15 protein-coding genes are annotated in these 15445 nt (G+C 61.8%); 4 read left to right on the forward strand and 11 right to left on the reverse strand.

The features are described from left to right. Positions 1 to 3 precede the first annotated feature (3 nt). On the reverse strand, positions 4 to 1200 hold the full coding sequence (locus AC07YV_RS04915; RefSeq protein WP_102699979.1) for a class I SAM-dependent rRNA methyltransferase: 1197 nt from the start codon (positions 1198 to 1200) through the stop codon (positions 4 to 6). Between the two features lie 280 nt (positions 1201 to 1480). On the opposite strand from AC07YV_RS04915, the gene AC07YV_RS04920 reads away from it, so the two are divergent. Then, a complete protein-coding gene (locus AC07YV_RS04920) occupies positions 1481 to 2350 on the forward strand; it encodes an HDOD domain-containing protein (RefSeq protein ID WP_102699978.1) in 870 nt (289 codons plus the stop codon). A 42-nt stretch (positions 2351 to 2392) separates the two neighbouring features. After that, the gene (gene mutM / locus AC07YV_RS04925) at positions 2393 to 3205 is read left to right on the forward strand and encodes a bifunctional DNA-formamidopyrimidine glycosylase/DNA-(apurinic or apyrimidinic site) lyase (protein WP_015097228.1); all 813 of its coding nucleotides are present in this window, start codon (positions 2393 to 2395) and stop codon (positions 3203 to 3205) included. Positions 3206 to 3346: 141 nt separating this feature from the next. Here the strand turns inward: mutM and AC07YV_RS04930 are convergent, their stop codons facing one another. From AC07YV_RS04930 to AC07YV_RS04950, 5 genes are all read right to left on the reverse strand, one after another. Beyond that, positions 3347 to 3598 (reverse strand): YfhL family 4Fe-4S dicluster ferredoxin, encoded by a 252-nt coding sequence (locus AC07YV_RS04930; protein ID WP_003195146.1) that lies wholly within the window; start codon positions 3596 to 3598, stop codon positions 3347 to 3349. 206 nt (positions 3599 to 3804) lie between these two features. Then, a complete protein-coding gene (gene coaD / locus AC07YV_RS04935) occupies positions 3805 to 4284 on the reverse strand; it encodes a pantetheine-phosphate adenylyltransferase (protein ID WP_007975368.1) in 480 nt (159 codons plus the stop codon). A gap of 115 nt (positions 4285 to 4399) precedes the next feature. Further along, positions 4400 to 5995, reverse strand: a complete 1596-nt coding sequence (locus tag AC07YV_RS04940; protein ID WP_102699976.1) for a GMC family oxidoreductase — start codon at positions 5993 to 5995, stop codon at positions 4400 to 4402. Between the two features lie 127 nt (positions 5996 to 6122). After that, on the reverse strand, positions 6123 to 6668 hold the full coding sequence (locus AC07YV_RS04945) for a twin-arginine translocation pathway signal protein (protein ID WP_102699975.1): 546 nt from the start codon (positions 6666 to 6668) through the stop codon (positions 6123 to 6125). Positions 6669 to 6696: 28 nt separating this feature from the next. Beyond that, on the reverse strand, positions 6697 to 8127 hold the full coding sequence (locus tag AC07YV_RS04950; RefSeq protein ID WP_102699974.1) for a coniferyl aldehyde dehydrogenase: 1431 nt from the start codon (positions 8125 to 8127) through the stop codon (positions 6697 to 6699). A 145-nt stretch (positions 8128 to 8272) separates the two neighbouring features. Between AC07YV_RS04950 and AC07YV_RS04955 the strand changes: the two genes are divergently transcribed. Further along, entirely contained in the window at positions 8273 to 8944 is a 672-nt protein-coding gene (locus AC07YV_RS04955) for a TetR/AcrR family transcriptional regulator (RefSeq protein WP_015097223.1), read from the forward strand. Positions 8945 to 8978: 34 nt separating this feature from the next. Next, a complete protein-coding gene (locus tag AC07YV_RS04960; RefSeq protein ID WP_102699973.1) occupies positions 8979 to 9833 on the forward strand; it encodes a sulfurtransferase in 855 nt (284 codons plus the stop codon). Positions 9834 to 9964: 131 nt separating this feature from the next. On the opposite strand, the gene AC07YV_RS04965 is transcribed toward AC07YV_RS04960, so the two are convergent. The 5 genes from AC07YV_RS04965 to AC07YV_RS04985 are packed head-to-tail and all read right to left on the reverse strand — an operon-like array spanning position 9965 to position 15309. Beyond that, on the reverse strand, positions 9965 to 10804 hold the full coding sequence (locus tag AC07YV_RS04965; RefSeq protein ID WP_007975374.1) for an AraC family transcriptional regulator: 840 nt from the start codon (positions 10802 to 10804) through the stop codon (positions 9965 to 9967). Positions 10805 to 10807: 3 nt separating this feature from the next. Further along, on the reverse strand, positions 10808 to 11806 hold the full coding sequence (locus AC07YV_RS04970) for a hydrolase (protein WP_102699972.1): 999 nt from the start codon (positions 11804 to 11806) through the stop codon (positions 10808 to 10810). 56 nt (positions 11807 to 11862) lie between these two features. Beyond that, a complete protein-coding gene (gene rsmD, locus AC07YV_RS04975) occupies positions 11863 to 12471 on the reverse strand; it encodes a 16S rRNA (guanine(966)-N(2))-methyltransferase RsmD (protein ID WP_015097219.1) in 609 nt (202 codons plus the stop codon). Further along, complete coding sequence (locus AC07YV_RS04980) at positions 12471 to 13961, reverse strand: M16 family metallopeptidase (RefSeq protein WP_102699971.1); 1491 nt, start codon at positions 13959 to 13961, stop codon at positions 12471 to 12473. Before AC07YV_RS04980 ends, rsmD begins: the two co-directional genes overlap by 1 nt. Beyond that, positions 13954 to 15309: a M16 family metallopeptidase gene (locus AC07YV_RS04985; RefSeq protein WP_102699970.1), complete on the reverse strand. Its 1356-nt coding sequence runs from the start codon at positions 15307 to 15309 to the stop codon at positions 13954 to 13956. The genes AC07YV_RS04980 and AC07YV_RS04985 overlap by 8 nt, the downstream gene beginning before the upstream one ends. Between the last annotated feature and the right edge of the window lie 136 nt (positions 15310 to 15445).

Consider the following 15445-nt stretch of genomic DNA (forward strand, 5'->3'; position numbering starts at 1 on the left):
GTCTTAACTGTTCGGCAGCAACCGGCAGGTAATGCTCTTGATATACCGAGTCTCGGCAATCGCCGGATGCACCGGATGATCCGGCCCCTGGCCGCCACGTTCCAGCATCTGGATATTGCGGTCCAGGTGGCGGGCGCTGGTCAGCAGGATGTTCTGCAGGTCGTCTTCCGGCAGGTGCATCGAGCAGGATGCGCTGACCAGGATGCCGTCCTTGGTGAGCAGGCGCATGGCTTGCTCGTTCAGGCGGCGGTAGGCGCCTTCGCCGTTTTTCATGTCTTTCTTGCGTTTGATGAACGCCGGTGGGTCGGCCACGATCACGTCGAAGCGTTCTTCGCTGGCTTTCAGTTCTTTGAGGGCTTCGAACACGTCGCCTTCGATGCAGGTCATCTTGTCGGCGAAGCCGTTCAGCGCGGCGTTGCGCTCAACGCCGTCAAGGGCGAAGGCCGAGGCGTCGACGCAGAACACTTCGCTGGCGCCGAACGCGGCAGCCTGCACGCCCCAGCCGCCGATGTAGCTGTACAGGTCCAGCACGCGTTTGCCTTTGGCGTACGGCGCCAGGCGTGCGCGGTTCATGCGGTGGTCGTAGAACCAGCCGGTTTTCTGGCCCTGGATGACCGGTGCTTCGAATTTCACGCCGTTCTCTTCCAGTGCGACCCACTCCGGCACCAGGCCGAACACGGTTTCGACGTAGCGGGTGAGGCCTTCGGCGTCACGGGCGGCGGAGTCGTTCTTGAACAGGATGCCGCTTGGCTTGAGCACTTGGGTCAGCGCCGCGATCACGTCGTCTTTATGGGCTTCCATGGTCGCCGAAGCGATCTGCACCACCAGGATGTCGCCGAAACGATCGACCACCAGGCCTGGCAGCAAGTCGGAGTCGCCGTAGACCAGGCGATAGAACGGCTTGTCGAACAAGCGCTCGCGCAGGGACAGGGCCACGTTCAGGCGGTGCACCAGCAGCGATTTGTCCAGCGGCAGCTTGATGTCACGCGACAGCAGACGGGCGCAGATCAGGTTGTTCGGGCTCATGGCGACGATGCCCAGCGGCTTGCCGCCGGCGGCTTCGAGGATAGCCTGGTCGCCGGCCTTGAAACCGTGCAAAGGCGTAGCGGCTACATCGATTTCGTTGCTGTAGACCCACAAGTGACCGTTGCGCAGACGACGGTCGGCGTTGGCTTTGAGGCGCAGGCTAGGCAGGGACATGTCGTCGCTCCGGAAAAAAGAGCGGGAGTATAGCGTGTTGAGACCCCGGATTGGCCTGCAAGTGGACATGTGGCGAGGGGGCTTGCCCCCGTTGGACGGCGAAGCCGTCCTGAAATTGGTAGATGCGGTGCATCAGACAAACCGGATTCACCGGTTTTGCGGCTGCTGCGCAACCGAACGGGGGCAAGCCCCCTCGCCACAGAGGGTTGTCTTGCGATTTGGTATGTCGGATCCAACTTCATAAAGGTTAGAATCGCCGTCTGACCCAGAGTGTGTACCTATGTCCCAAGAGCTGACTTCCGAACAGATCCAACAAGCCCTGCAGGGCATCAGCGTACCGGCCCAGCCGCAGATCATGGTGGATTTGCAGATGGAGCAGTACATGCCCGACCCGGATCTGGAAGTCATTGCCAAGCTGATATCCCAGGATCCGGGTCTTTCCGGTTCCCTGCTGAAGATCGTCAATTCGCCGTATTACGGGCTGAGCAACAAGATTGCCTCGATCCAGCGCGCGGTCAATCTGCTGGGCAGCCGCTCGGTCATCAACCTGATCAATGCGCAGTCGATCAAGGGCGAGATGAATGACGACACCATTGTCACCCTGAACCGTTTCTGGGACACCGCTCAGGACGTGGCCATGACCTGCCTGACCCTGGCCAAGCGCATCGGCGTTGAAAATGGCGACGAAGCCTATGCCCTGGGCCTGTTCCACGACTGTGGCGTGCCCTTGATGCTCCAGCGTTTCCCCGACTACATGGGTGTTCTGGAGCAGGCCTATGCCAACGCCAGCGCCGAATGCCGGGTGGTGGACACGGAGAATCAGGTGTTCAATACCAATCACTCGGTGGTCGGTTATTACACGGCCAAGTCCTGGCGTCTGCCGGAGCACGTGAGCGCGGCGATCGCCAATCATCACAATGCGTTGGCGGTGTTCAGCGATGAGACTTCGCGCAACAGTTCGTTGAAGAACCTGTTGGCGATCCTGAAAATGGCCGAACACATTTGCGCGTCGCATCGGGTGCTGGGCAACCAGGCCGAAGACCACGAGTGGAACAGCATCGCGCCGCTGGTGCTCGATTATGTCGGCCTCTCGGACTACGACTTCGAGACCCTCAAGCAGACGATCCGCGACCTCGGCACTCATCGCTGAGTGTCGGACCTTTCCACGCCATGCGCCTGATCCGAGAGCACCATGCCTGAATTGCCAGAAGTCGAAACCACTCGTCGCGGCATCGCGCCGTACCTGGAAGGCCAGCGCGTCAGCCGGGTGATTGTGCGTGATCGCCGTCTGCGCTGGCCGATCCCCGAGGACCTCGATGTGCGCCTGTCCGGCCAGCGCATCGTATTGGTGGAGCGGCGCGCCAAGTACCTGCTGATCAACGCCGAAGTCGGCACCTTGATCAGCCATTTGGGCATGTCAGGCAACTTGCGTCTGGTGGAGGCCGGGTTGCCGGCGGCCAAGCATGAGCATGTGGACATCGAGCTGGAATCGGGCCTGGCCCTGCGTTACACCGATCCGCGGCGCTTTGGCGCCATGCTCTGGAGCCTCGATCCGCTCAATCACGAATTGCTGATTCGCCTGGGGCCGGAACCGCTGACCGACCTGTTCGACGGCGAGCGCCTGTTCCAGCAGTCCCGTGGCCGTTCGATGGCGGTCAAGCCGTTCATCATGGATAACGCGGTGGTGGTGGGCGTCGGCAATATCTATGCGACCGAAGCGTTGTTCGCCGCTGGAATCGACCCGCGCCGCGAAGCCAAGAGCATTTCCCGTGCGCGGTATTTGAAACTGGCCATCGAGATCAAGCGCATCCTGGCGGCCGCCATCGAGCGCGGCGGTACTACGCTGCGGGACTTTATCGGCGGTGACGGTCAGCCTGGTTATTTCCAGCAGGAACTGTTCGTGTACGGCCGTGGCGGCGAACACTGCAAGGTGTGTGGCACGGGGCTGCGGGAAGTGAAGCTGGGGCAGCGCGCCAGTGTTTTTTGTCCGCGTTGTCAGAGCTGAAGGTCAGTTGGATCTTCAGTGAGGCTGATGACGCTTTCGCGAGCAAGCCCGCTCCCACAGGGGATTTGTGTACGGCGCAGATCCCCTGTGGGAGCGGGCTTGCTCGCGAAGAGGCCCGAAAGAGCGCTGAAAGCCTGAAAATCAAGCCTTACCGGTAATCTTGCGGTATTTCTCCATCAACTGTTCTTCAGTCTCAGGATGGGCTTCGTCCAGTGGAATGCAATCCACCGGGCAGACCTGCTGGCACTGCGGTTCGTCGTAGTGGCCGACACACTGGGTGCACAGGTTCGGGTCGATCACGTAGATCTCTTCGCCCTGGGAAATGGCAGCGTTCGGGCACTCGGGTTCGCAGACGTCGCAGTTGATGCAATCGTCGGTGATGATCAGGGACATGCTAACTCCAGCCGGGGCGGCAGGCCCGGGCGCAATAAACCAATGCGTACAATTGTGCCGCATTGGCGCCCGTGTTGCACGCAGGGGCGACGCACTGTAGGAGCCAGCCTGCTGGCGATGAAGCCGAGAGCGCCGCGGGGTGTCAGGTTTCCCGCGTTATCGTTGACGTCCATCGCGAGCAGGCTCGCTCCTACAGTATTGCGGGGTTATTTCTTGAAGCGCTCGGTCAGGGCGTCCGCCACCGCAGGGTGTACGAACTTGGTGATATCGCCACCCAGGGCCGCAATTTCACGGACCAGCGTCGAGGAGATGAACGAATAACGCTCGGACGGGGTCAGGAACAGGCTTTCCACATCCGGCGCCAGTTGGCGGTTCATGTTGGCCAGCTGGAATTCGTATTCGAAGTCCGACACCGCGCGCAAACCACGCAGGAACACGTTGGCATTCTGCTCTTTGGCGAAATGCGCCAGCAGCGTCGAGAAACCGACGACTTCAACGTTCGGCAGATGTTTAGTGACCTCGCGCGCCAGTTCCACCCGTTGTTCCAGAGGAAACAGCGGGTTTTTCTTCGGGCTGGCGGCGACGGCGATGATCACGTGATCGAACAGGCGCGAGGCGCGTTCGACCAGATCGCCATGGCCCTTGGTAATAGGGTCGAAGGTACCTGGGTACAACACTCGGTTCATCGCGTCGTCCTGGCGGGAATCCGTTGGGGAGTCGGATGGTATCGCAGCCTTCCCGGTCGGCCAAGTCGCCTGTTGGGTAAGAAAGCACTATAGACGATGGGAATAATCGTCATTTTCATGGGTTTTTTAAACGTTCGGCCAGGGAAGTCGCCAGTTGTGCCGTCAGTCCGTAGACCGACAGCTGTGGATTGGCGCCAATGCTGGTGGGGAACAGCGAGCCGTCGTGGATCGACAGATTGGCCAACTGATGGTGCCGGCCGAGGCTGTCGGTCACTGCGTTCGTCGGGTCTTCACCCATGGCGCAACCGCCCATCACATGGGCACTGCCCAGGCGCGTGCGGTACAGCTCCAGGCTCAGGCCATCGATCAGCGTACGGGCTTCGGCAAGGGTCTTCACGTAACGGGCGTCGGCGTGCATCGGCATGACGGCCTTGGCGCCACCGGCAAACTGGATCTCGGCCATGCTGTGGAATGCCCGGCGCAAGCCATCCCAGGCGTAAGGTGAGAGTTGGTAATCCAGCACCGGCGTGTCGTCGCTGCGCAATTCGACGCTGCCACCTGGGCTGTCCGGGTGAAAGCCGTCCCGCAGTAACGCCAGCATGGCGTGGGTATGGGGCAGATTGGCCATGTGTTGCGAATTTTCCTGCCCGAAACCGCCGAGCAAGGTGGCGGCCAGCGCCGGATGCAATGGCGGGACCTCCAGTTTGAAGGACATCTTGCCGGTGGTGCCGTCCTGCCACTGGAAATGGTCGGAATAGATCGACTGAGGCGCGCCGTAGAACGGGTTCACGACTTCGTCGAACAACGCGGCGGACATGTTCACCGGGTGCAGGAACGTACGTTTGCCCAGGCGCTTGTGCGGGTCGGGTGCCCCGGAGCGCATCAGCAAGGCCGGGCTGTTGATGCCGCCACCGGCCAGCACGAAATGCCGCGCCTTGACCGTGATGGTGCGCCCGGTCGGTGCGACGCAGCGTTCATCCATCGCCGAGCAATGCAGACCGGTGATCTTGTCGCCGCTGATCATGAGTTTTTCGGCGCGGGCCAGGTAAAGCAGCTCGCCGCCTTTTTCCAGGGTCGCCGGGATGGTGGTGACCATCATCGATTGCTTGGCGTTGGTCGGGCAGCCCATGCCGCAGTAGCCGAGGTTCCAGCAGCCGCGAACGTTGCGCGGGATGACGTGCCAGCTGTAACCCAGTTCCTGGCAGCCCTTGCGGATCACATCGTTGTTGGCGTTGGGTGGCACCATCCACGGCGCGACGCCCAGGCGCTGCTCCATTTTCTCGAACCACGGTGCCATTTCCGCCGGGCTGTGACCCTTGACGTTGTGCTCTTTGGCCCAGTGTTCCAGGGTCGGTTCCGGGGTGCGGAAACTGGAGGTCCAGTTGATCAGCGTGGTGCCGCCCACCGCCCGGCCCTGGAGGATGGTGATTGCGCCATCCTTGCTCATGCGGCCGATGCCTTCCTGATAGAGGCTGCTGTAGGCCTGGTCTTCGAGCAGCTTGAAGTCGCTGCTGGTCTTGAGCGGGCCTTCCTCGATCAGCAGCACTTTGTAACCGGCCGCGCTGAGGATTTCGGCGGTGGTGCCGCCGCCGGCACCGCTGCCGATGATCGCCACGTCTGCTTCGAGTGTCAGGTCCTGGGTCAGTTGCGAGCCGTTGTAGGTTTTCCAGCCTCGGGCCATGCCTTCGCGAAACGGATCAGGTACGGGCATCTTCGGTTCTCTTTTTATTGTTGGAGTAGGCGGTGAAGCGGCTGGCGCCTTCGCGGGCAAGCCCGCTCCCACAGGGGCACGCGGTCAATGTGGGAGCGGGCTTGCCCGCGAAGGGGGCGACTCGGTTTCAGACCGTAGGCGGCCCGGGATACCCGCAATGCGCCCAGGATTCCTTGCGGCCGTACCAGGCCATCATCACCAATTGCAGCAAAGAGCTGTGGCCCATGCGCAACAGGCTCAACGAGCTGTTTTCCCAGCGATCGAGGAATTGCCGGATATCGTCGGCGCTGGCGTTTTCCCAGCTGCCCCAGATCCCGGTCAACGGTCCGCGGGTGACGGCCATGCCCAGCACATCGAACAGTTGGCGGGTCAGTTTGAGCATTTCCGGCGACAGGTGCGCGAGGTTGTAATCCAGGCTTTTAAGTGTGCCTTCGACAGCTTCGGGCATCCGTTCGGAGGTCACGGCGCCATCGAGCATGACCGGAATCAACGCTCGCAAGAACAGCAGGTCGCCGCCGCGCAGCGTGACGAAGCCACTGGCCGGGACGCTCGCCGAACAGCCGCTGAGGCTGGCGCCCAACCCGGCAGTGGCGAGAAAGGCGCTGGCGCCGAGGCTGAATTTAAGCAACCCGCGCCGTGACAGCGCGGGTGTATCGGACAAACTGGGATTCATTGTTGTTATTTCCCGGCGGTGATGATCGTTAGCGGATGAACAGTTTCTGGATCAGCTTCTGGATCGATTTGCCATACGGCGGGTAAATCAGTTTCGCCGCGTTGAACCGCTGTTTGATCAAGACACCCTTGGCCTTGCTGAAGGTCAGGAAGCCTTCATGGCCATGATAATGACCCATGCCCGAGGCACCGATGCCGCCGAACGGCATGTCGTCCTGGGCGACGTGCAGCAGTGTGTCGTTCAAGCACACACCGCCGGAGTGGGTTTCGTGCAGCACGCGCTGTTGCTCGCGCTTGTCGTAGCCGAAGTAGTACAGCGCCAGTGGGCGCGGGCGTTGATTGATGTAGGCAAACGCCTGGTCCAGATCCTTGTACGGCACGATCGGCAGCAGCGGCCCGAAGATTTCGTCCTGCATCACCGTCATCTCGTCGGTGACATTGAGCAGCAGGCTATGGCCCATGCGGCGGCCCTGGCCCTGGTCGAACAGCGGCATCAGCAACGCACCCTTGCTGGTGGCATCGCTGATATAGCTGTTGAGGCGCGCCAGTTGTCGCTCATTGATGATCGCGGTGTAGTCCGGGTTGTCGGTCAGCGTCGGATAAAACCCGCGAACGGCAGAGCGATAGGCTTCGACGAAACCTCCCACGCGATCCTCCGGCACCAGCACATAGTCCGGGGCCACGCAGGTCTGGCCGGCGTTCAGGGTTTTACCGAAGGCGATGCGCTCGGCGGCGTCCTTGAGCGGTACATCGTGGGAAACGATGGCCGGGGACTTGCCGCCCAGCTCAAGGGTCACCGGGGTCAGGTTTTCCGCAGCGGCGCGCATCACGTGTTTGCCAATGCTGGTGGCGCCGGTGAACAGCAGGTGATCGAACGGCAGACGTGAAAACGCCACGCCAATATCTGCCTCGCCAAGGACCACGCACACCAGGTCTTCGGGGAAAATGCGCGCCAGCAGTTGCTTCATCAGCAGGCCGGTCGCGGGGGTCGACTCACTGAGCTTGAGCATCACCCGGTTGCCCGCCGACAGCGCGCCGACCAATGGACCAACGGCCAGGTACAGCGGGTAGTTCCACGGCACGATGACCCCGACCACGCCCAGCGGTTGGTAAACGACTTTGGCAGAGGCGGGCTGGAATGCGACACCGACCTTGCGCCGCGAAGCTCGCATCCAGCCCTTGAGGTGTTTGCTGGCGTAATGAATGCCGTGCAGGCTGGGCATCAGTTCGGCGACCAGGGTTTCATCGGCGCTGCGATGGCTGAAGTCCTGGCTGATCGCATCGATCAAGGCCTGGCGTTCGCTGTTCAATAAATCCTTCAGGGCCTTGAGCCATTGCTGGCGCTGCGCGGCGGGCGGCATCGGGTTGGCGGCGTAGGCGGCACGCTGAGCGTCGAACAGGGCCTGAAGCTCTTCCAGCGGCTGCTGTAGGTTTTGCAGGTAGGAAATGTCAGCAGTCATGGTCGGCTCCGGATTTATTGTAATGAAGCACTTTTTAGAGTGTATGCTCTAAAAAGTCAAATGACATCCTGTAACAGCTTTGTTTTATCCGCTCGCGGATAGATCTAAGATGCCCGTCAACGCACTCTGAATTAAAGCTCAAGCCATGGCCCCACGGATCAAAACCAGCGAGCGCATCGTGCAGAACAGCCTGGAGCTGTTCAACCAGCAGGGCGAGCGCAGCATCAGTACCAACCACATTGCTGCCCATATGGAAATTTCCCCGGGCAACCTGTACTACCACTTCCCTAACAAGCAGGCGATCATCGCCGTGCTGTTCAGCGAGTACGAAAGCCTGGTGGACAGCTTCCTGCGCCCTCCCCAGGGGCGTGCCGCCACGGTGGAAGACAAGCGCTTCTACCTCAAGGAGCTGCTGTCGGCGATGTGGCGCTACCGCTTTCTGCATCGCGATCTCGAACATTTGCTCGACAGCGACCCCGAGCTGGCCGACCGCTATCGACGCTTTTCCCAGCGCTGTCTGATCCAGGGTGGGGCGATCTATGAAGGTTTTGTCGCCGCCGGCATTTTGAAGATGGACAAGGTGCAGATCGAATCCCTGACCCTCAATGCCTGGATCATCCTCACGTCCTGGGTGCGCTTCCTGTGCACCACGCGGGAGAACTCCAGCCACTTGAGCGAACAGGCCATTAAACGCGGGGTTTATCAGGTGCTGGTGCTGGAAGCTGGGTTCGTCACGGATCAGTCCCGCGATGCGGTCAAGGCCTTGTTCGAAGAGTTTTACGTGCCCCTGGCCCAGGCGCTCGAGGAAGTGTCGTAGGATCGACGTCTGATAAAAATCACAGGAGCCCGTTATGCCCATTGCGCAACTGATCAGCCCGCAAGCACTGGACCTGAAAAAGGACCAGCCGGGGCTGGTGATTCTGGATTGTCGTTTTGCCCTTGAAGACCCGGTTTACGGTCAGCGCAGCTATGCCGAAGGGCACATCGCCGGTTCGAGCTACGCCGACCTCGAGCGTGATCTGAGTGGCGTGGTGGTCAAGGGCGTGACCGGGCGCCATCCGCTGCCCGAGCCGGCGCAACTGATCGAGCGCCTGCAAGCCTGGGGCATCAACGCCGATAGCGAAGTGGTTCTGTACGACGACGGTCCAGGGGCCTATGCGGCGCGGGCCTGGTGGTTGCTGGCCTGGTTGGGTAAACGCGACGGTGTATTCATCCTCGATGGCGGCCTCAAGGCCTGGCACGCGGCCGGTTTGCCGCTGAGCCTGGATGCGCCGGCGATCACTCGTGGTTCCTTCACCGGCAGTCCTGACACGGCGTTGCTGATCAGTGCCGAGCAATTGCAAAAGCGCCTCGCCCGGCCGGAACTGACCCTGCTCGATGCCCGCGCACTGCCGCGTTTCAAGGGGGAAGTGGAGCCGATCGATCCGATTGCCGGGCACATTCCCGGCGCCCAGTGCGCGGCGTTTACCGACAACCTGGGCAGTGACGGGCGTTTTCTGCCGGCCGATCAGCTCAAGCAGCGTTTTGCCGCAAAACTGGGCGATCGTTCGCCGAAGGATCTGGTGGCGTACTGCGGTTCCGGCGTGACGGCGTGCCACAACCTGTTTGCGTTGTGTCTGGCCGGTTATCCGTTGGGTTCGTTGTATGCCGGGTCGTGGAGCGAGTGGATCAACGAGCCTGCGCGGGGCATTGCCACGGGCGAGTGAGCATCACGAAACCTTGTGGGAGCGAGCTTGCTCGCGATGGGGCCATCACATTCAATATTGATGCTGATTGTTAAGCCGCCATCGCGAGCAAGCTCGCTCCCACAGGGATGGATGGTGTTTGTGAGATCTAGTTAAGCCTCTAGTCCCCTTTTTGCACTGCGATACGCCCCCGGTCCAACCCCATACACCTGCTTGAACTGCCGACTCAGGTGGCTCTGGTCGGCAAACCCCAGTTGCATGGCGACTTCCAGCGGCAGACAGCCACTCTGCAGCAACGCCCGTGCCCGGGCGATGCGTTGTTGCATCAGCCAGGTGTGCGGCGGCATGCCGGTGGCCCGGCGGAACACCCGGGCGAAATGGAAGGGCGAGAGGTTGACCGCCGCCGCCAGCGTCTCCAGTGAGGGTGGCGCTGCCAGTTGCGCGTGCAGCAATTCCTTGGCCAGGCTCACGGCCCGGTGTTCCTTGCCGGGCTTACCGGCATCGGGCACCGCCGCATGACGCTGCAACAGCGACAGCACCAGTTCGCGCCAGACCGTTTGTTGCTGCAACGCGGTGGCGGGGCTTTCCAGCAGGCGATGAAGTTGGCAGAAGCCGTTCACCAGATCCTGATCGCGATACAGCGTGGCGCCGAAGGCCGGCAGGTGGTGGGTCGGCAGTTCGAGTTCGGCCAGCAGCGAGGTTATCTGCCCGCTGTCCGGATAAAACGCCCGGTAAAGCCAGCCATCCTCGGTGCCTTTGTGGCCGGTGTGCAATTCATCGGGGTTGATCAGCACCAGCGTACCGCTGCCCGCGAGGTGTTCAGCACCGCGATAGCGATAACGCTGGGCACCGGCCATGATCATGCCGATCACATAGCCGTCATGCACATGCGGGGCAAAACGATGATCGATGTAGCGGGCGGACAATAACTCGACCCCGGCCAGGGGCGGGGTTTGCCAGAAGTGGATTGACTCGCCCTGGTCAGCGTCCATGACTCAGGCGCGCCCTGTGGCGGCCAGCCACTCGGGGATGCGCCGTTCAAGGTAGTAACCCGGTTGCCTTAGCGTACCGTCGACGAAGCCGACATGCCCGCCCTTGGCTTGCAGCTCGAATTGCGTGGATGCGGACAACTCATCGGCGTGCGGCAGGCTGTGGGGAAACACGAAGGGATCGTCGGCGGCCTGAATCATCAAGGTCGGCGTACGAATCTCGCCGAGGAAGTAGCGGCTCGAGGCGCGGCGATAATAGTCCTCTGCATCGACAAAGCCGTTCAGCGGTGCGGTAACCCGGCCATCGAAATCCCAGAACGTGCGCATGTTTTCCAGCGAGCCGAGCGCAGCCAATGCGGCCAGTCCATCCTCACGTCCGTCGTGCTGGAACTGTCGCTGTTTGTTCTTGATGTAGGCGACCATCTCGCGCATGAAATGTGCCTGGTAAACCTTGGAGAAACCCTGGCCGATGCGGTCGGCGCACTGGTCCAGGCGGAACGGCACCGAGACCGCCACGGCGGCCGTCACGCCGCTGTCGCTGCCGGTTTCGCCCAGATGCTTGAGCAGGACATTACCCCCGAGGGAGTAGCCCACCGCATACAGGGGGGCGAGAGGTCGTTTGGCTCGCAAGTGTCTGATCGCTTCGGCCAGGTCTTCACTGGCACCGGAATGGTAACTGCGTGGCAGCAGATTGGGTTCGCCCGAGCAACCGCGCCAGTTCAGCGCGACGCTGGCCCAGCCCCGGTGACCCAAGGCTTTTTGCAGGCCAGCGACATAAGGTGAATTCGAGGACCCGGTAAGCCCGTGCAGCACCAGCACCAAAGGCGCGTCGGCGCTGTGCGGACCGTGCCAGTCCAGATCGAGAAAGTCGCCATCTTCAAGCCACAGGCGTTCGCGCTCGCGGCCGATGTGCACGGTTTTACGCCACAGCGGCCCCCACAAGGTTTGCAAGTGCGGATTGCCGAGGCCGAAGGCCGGGGTGAAGCGTTCTGGCGGATGGGGCACGTTCTTTCTCGATGCAGCGGTGCGTAGCAGGTACGCACCTTTTTCAGGCCGGTCGATTAACCGGCGATCTCTGCCATACGTTGCCACAACGAGTAGTAGACGCGCCCGGATTTCTGCTCGCGGTGCAGGCGCCAGTTCTCCGGCAGGCCCAGGGTCGACGGCGCGGATTCGCTTTCGGTGTACACCCAGGCATCTTCGGCCAGCCATTGACGCTCTTCGAGCAACTTGCAAACGGCGGGCAGCAGGTTCTGGTTGAACGGCGGATCGAGGAACACCAGGTCGTAGGCCGTTGCGGTCTGGGTTTCCAGGTAGCGCAGGGCATCGGCGGTCTGGACCTGGCCGTTGGTGCACCGCAGGGTGCCCAGGTGCTCCTTCAGGCTGGACACCGCGATGCTGCTGGCGTCCAGCGCCTGGCCCATGGCCGCGCCACGGGACAGGGCTTCGAGGAACAACGCGCCGCTGCCGGTGAACGGGTCGAGCACCTTGGCGCCCGGCACGTACGGCGCGAGCCAGTTGAACAGGGTTTCACGCACGCGGTCCGGCGTCGGGCGCAGGCCAGGGGCGTCGGGAAAACTCAGTTTGCGGCTGCGCCATTCGCCACCAATGATGCGCAGCTGGTTCACGCCGTTATGGACGTTTTTGGCGGGTTTCTTGGGACTGGCCATTAATGCTCCGGAACCCCGAGCGGCTGCTCGGAAGGTTTATCAGTAGGGGTCGGTAACGGCTTTTGCGGCACGGTCGGGCCAGCGCTGACGATGACCATCTTGTCCGTGCCCAGGTGTTTGTTCATGGCGGCTTTGACCTGTTCGACGGTCAAGGCCTGGGACTGTTGCATGAATTCTTCCAGGTGGCTCAACGGCAGGTTGTAGAAACCGATGGCGCCCAGTTGGCCGACGATATCGGCGTTGCTGGCGGTAGACAGCGGGAAACTGCCGGCCAGTTCGCGCTTGGCGTCGTCGAGCTCCTTTTCGGTCGGGCCGGTTTCAAGGTAGTCGGCCAGGACGTCCTGCACCAGTTTCAGGGTGCCTTCGCTCATCTCGGCGCGGGTCTGCAGGTTGATCATGAACGGGCCGCGCACCTGCATCGGGGTGAAGCCCGAATAAACACCATAGGTCAGGCCACGCTTCTCGCGCACTTCGCTCATCAACCGGGTGCCGAAACCGCCGCCACCGAGAATCTGGTTGCCCATGGACAGCGCCGCGTAGTCCGGATCGTCGCGATCGATGCCCAATTGCGCGAGCATCAGGTTGGTCTGCTTGGACGGGAACTCTATGTGGCCGATGCTCGCCTTCGGCTCAGTCGGCTGCGCGATTTTTGGCAGCGCCGGACCTTTGGGCAGGGCGGCGGAAACCTGTGCGGCAATCGTTTCGGCTTCGGCGCGGGACAGGTCGCCGACCAGCGCGATCACCACGTTACCGGCCGCGTAGGCTTTCTCGTGGAAAGCGCGCAGTTGTGCCTGGGTGATCGCCGGTACGCTTTTCGCCGTGCCGTCGCTGGAATGCGCGTACGGGTGATCACCGTACAAGCGGCTCATCAGTTCCAGGCTCGCCAGTTTGCCGGGGTTCTGTTTCTGGTATTCGAAACCGGCGAGCATCTGGTTCTTGATGCGCAGCAGTGAGTCGGCAGGGAAGGTCGGCTTGCCGATGACTTCGGCGAACAGCTTCAGGGCCGGCTCGCGCTTGTCCTTGGCACTCAGGCTGCGCAGTGAAGCGATTGCCATGTCTTTGTAAGCACCGTTGCCGAAATCGGCGCCCAGGCCTTCGAAGCCCTGGGCAATGGCGCCGACGTCCTTGCCGGCCACGCCTTCGTTGAGCATGGCGTTGGTCAGAAGCGCCAGGCCTGGTGCATCGCCATCCTGGCTGCTGCCGGCGGCGAAGATCAGGCGCATGTCGAACATCGGCAGCTCATGGGCTTCGACGAACAGCACCTTGGTGCCTTCGGCGGTGTTCCAGGTCTGCACGTCCAGCTTGCGGTGGTCCGGCGCCTTGCCGTTGAGTTCGGTCAGCGATTGCAGTTTCTGGCTGGCCTTGGCTTTGTCCAGGGCTTCACTGGCACTGGATTCGCCGGAGCGCGACAGATAGAACGCGGCAGAGCCGATAACGGCGGCAGCGATCAGCCCGATCAGGGCCAGGCGGGAGGGTTTACGCTCACTCATGAGTCGTCTCCAGAGGCAGTACATGGGCGACGCTGAGACGTTCGCGGGTGAAATACAGCTTGGCGGCTTTCTGGATATCTTCCGGGGTCACGCTTTCCAGGTCGGCCAGTTCGGTGTCCATCAGCTGCCATGACAGGCCGACGGTTTCCAGTTGGCCGATGGCGGTGGCCTGGCTGGTGATCGAGTCGCGCTCGTAGACCAGGCCGGCGATGACTTGTGCGCGAACCCGTTCGAGCTCTTCGGCCGTCGGCGCAGTGGTTTTCAACTGATCGAGCAGCTTCCACAATCCGGCTTCTGCCTGGGCGATGGTCTTGTGTTTCTGCGAGTTCGGCGACGCCGACAGGGTGAACAGGCTGTCGCCACGGGTGTAGGCGTCGTAACTCGACGAGCCGCCGGACACCAGTTCTTCTCCGCGCTCCAGTTGCGTCGGGATGCGTCCGCTGTACCCGCCATCGAGCAGTGCCGAGATCAGGCGAAGGGCATTGACCAGGCGCTTGTCTTCGGCGGTGGCAATGCTCGGCACGTTGAAGGCCAGCATCAAGCTTGGCAGTTGGGTTTGCACATGCAGGGTGATCTGGCGCTCGCCCGGTTCGGCCAGTTCCAGCGGCTTTTTCGCGGCTGGCACATCACGCTTGGCGATCGGACCGAAATAGCGTTGGGCCAGCGCCTTGACTTCGTCAGGCGTCACGTCGCCGACCACCACCAGCGTGGCGTTGTTCGGCACGTACCAGGTCTGGTACCAGTTGCGCAGTTCTTCGACCTTCATCCGCTCAAGATCGGCCATCCAGCCGATGGTCGGCGTGTGATAGCCGCTGGCCGGGTAAGCCATGGCCTTGAAGCGCTCATAGGCCTTGGACATCGGCTTGTCGTCGGTGCGCAGGCGACGTTCTTCCTTGATGACTTCAATTTCCTTGGCGAACTCGTCGGCCGGCAGGCGCAGGCTGGCCATGCGGTCGGCTTCCAGTTCGAAGGCCACGCCCAGGCGATCCCGGGCCAGCACCTGGTAGTACGCGGTGAAGTCGTCGCTGGTGAAAGCGTTCTCTTCGGCGCCGAGGTCGCGCAGGATCAGCGAGGCTTCGCCGGGGCCGACCTTCTCGCTGCCCTTGAACATCATGTGTTCCAGAGCGTGGGACAGGCCGGTATTGCCCGGCGTCTCGTAGCTGGAGCCGACCTTGTACCAGACCTGGGAAACCACAACAGGCGCACGATGGTCTTCGCGCACGACCACCTTCAAGCCGTTGTCGAGCGTGAATTCGTGGGTGGGTTGCGGGTCGGCAGCCAGGGCCGAAAGGGGCAGGCAAACTGTGCTGAGCAGCAGGCCTGCGGCGCGGCGGGCAAGAGCATTCATTCGTTTTCAAACCTTTGGGGCTGCCCGCTTGTTCTTAGCGTCAGCGGGCGAGAGGGTGCTAGGATACTGATCCGTTTTAGCGGCGGCCACGCCTATCAGGCCTTTATGCTTGATCAGGTTGAATGGGTTTGCGACG

It is taken from the genome of Pseudomonas sp. GW456-E7, from assembly GCF_059424105.1.

Bases quoted from the DNA above. Each gene is read 5' to 3' on its own strand.
- AC07YV_RS04915 (WP_102699979.1), bottom strand. From the start codon at position 1,200: ATGTCCCTGCCTAGCCTGCGCCTCAAAGCCAACGCCGACCGTCGTCTG.
- AC07YV_RS04920 (WP_102699978.1), top strand. From the start codon at position 1,481: ATGTCCCAAGAGCTGACTTCCGAACAGATCCAACAAGCCCTGCAGGGC.
- mutM (WP_015097228.1), top strand. From the start codon at position 2,393: ATGCCTGAATTGCCAGAAGTCGAAACCACTCGTCGCGGCATCGCGCCG.
- AC07YV_RS04930 (WP_003195146.1), bottom strand. From the start codon at position 3,598: ATGTCCCTGATCATCACCGACGATTGCATCAACTGCGACGTCTGCGAA.
- coaD (WP_007975368.1), bottom strand. From the start codon at position 4,284: ATGAACCGAGTGTTGTACCCAGGTACCTTCGACCCTATTACCAAGGGC.
- AC07YV_RS04940 (WP_102699976.1), bottom strand. From the start codon at position 5,995: ATGCCCGTACCTGATCCGTTTCGCGAAGGCATGGCCCGAGGCTGGAAA.
- AC07YV_RS04945 (WP_102699975.1), bottom strand. From the start codon at position 6,668: ATGAATCCCAGTTTGTCCGATACACCCGCGCTGTCACGGCGCGGGTTG.
- AC07YV_RS04950 (WP_102699974.1), bottom strand. From the start codon at position 8,127: ATGACTGCTGACATTTCCTACCTGCAAAACCTACAGCAGCCGCTGGAA.
- AC07YV_RS04955 (WP_015097223.1), top strand. From the start codon at position 8,273: ATGGCCCCACGGATCAAAACCAGCGAGCGCATCGTGCAGAACAGCCTG.
- AC07YV_RS04960 (WP_102699973.1), top strand. From the start codon at position 8,979: ATGCCCATTGCGCAACTGATCAGCCCGCAAGCACTGGACCTGAAAAAG.
- AC07YV_RS04965 (WP_007975374.1), bottom strand. From the start codon at position 10,804: ATGGACGCTGACCAGGGCGAGTCAATCCACTTCTGGCAAACCCCGCCC.
- rsmD (WP_015097219.1), bottom strand. From the start codon at position 12,471: ATGGCCAGTCCCAAGAAACCCGCCAAAAACGTCCATAACGGCGTGAAC.
- AC07YV_RS04980 (WP_102699971.1), bottom strand. From the start codon at position 13,961: ATGAGTGAGCGTAAACCCTCCCGCCTGGCCCTGATCGGGCTGATCGCT.
- AC07YV_RS04985 (WP_102699970.1), bottom strand. From the start codon at position 15,309: ATGAATGCTCTTGCCCGCCGCGCCGCAGGCCTGCTGCTCAGCACAGTT.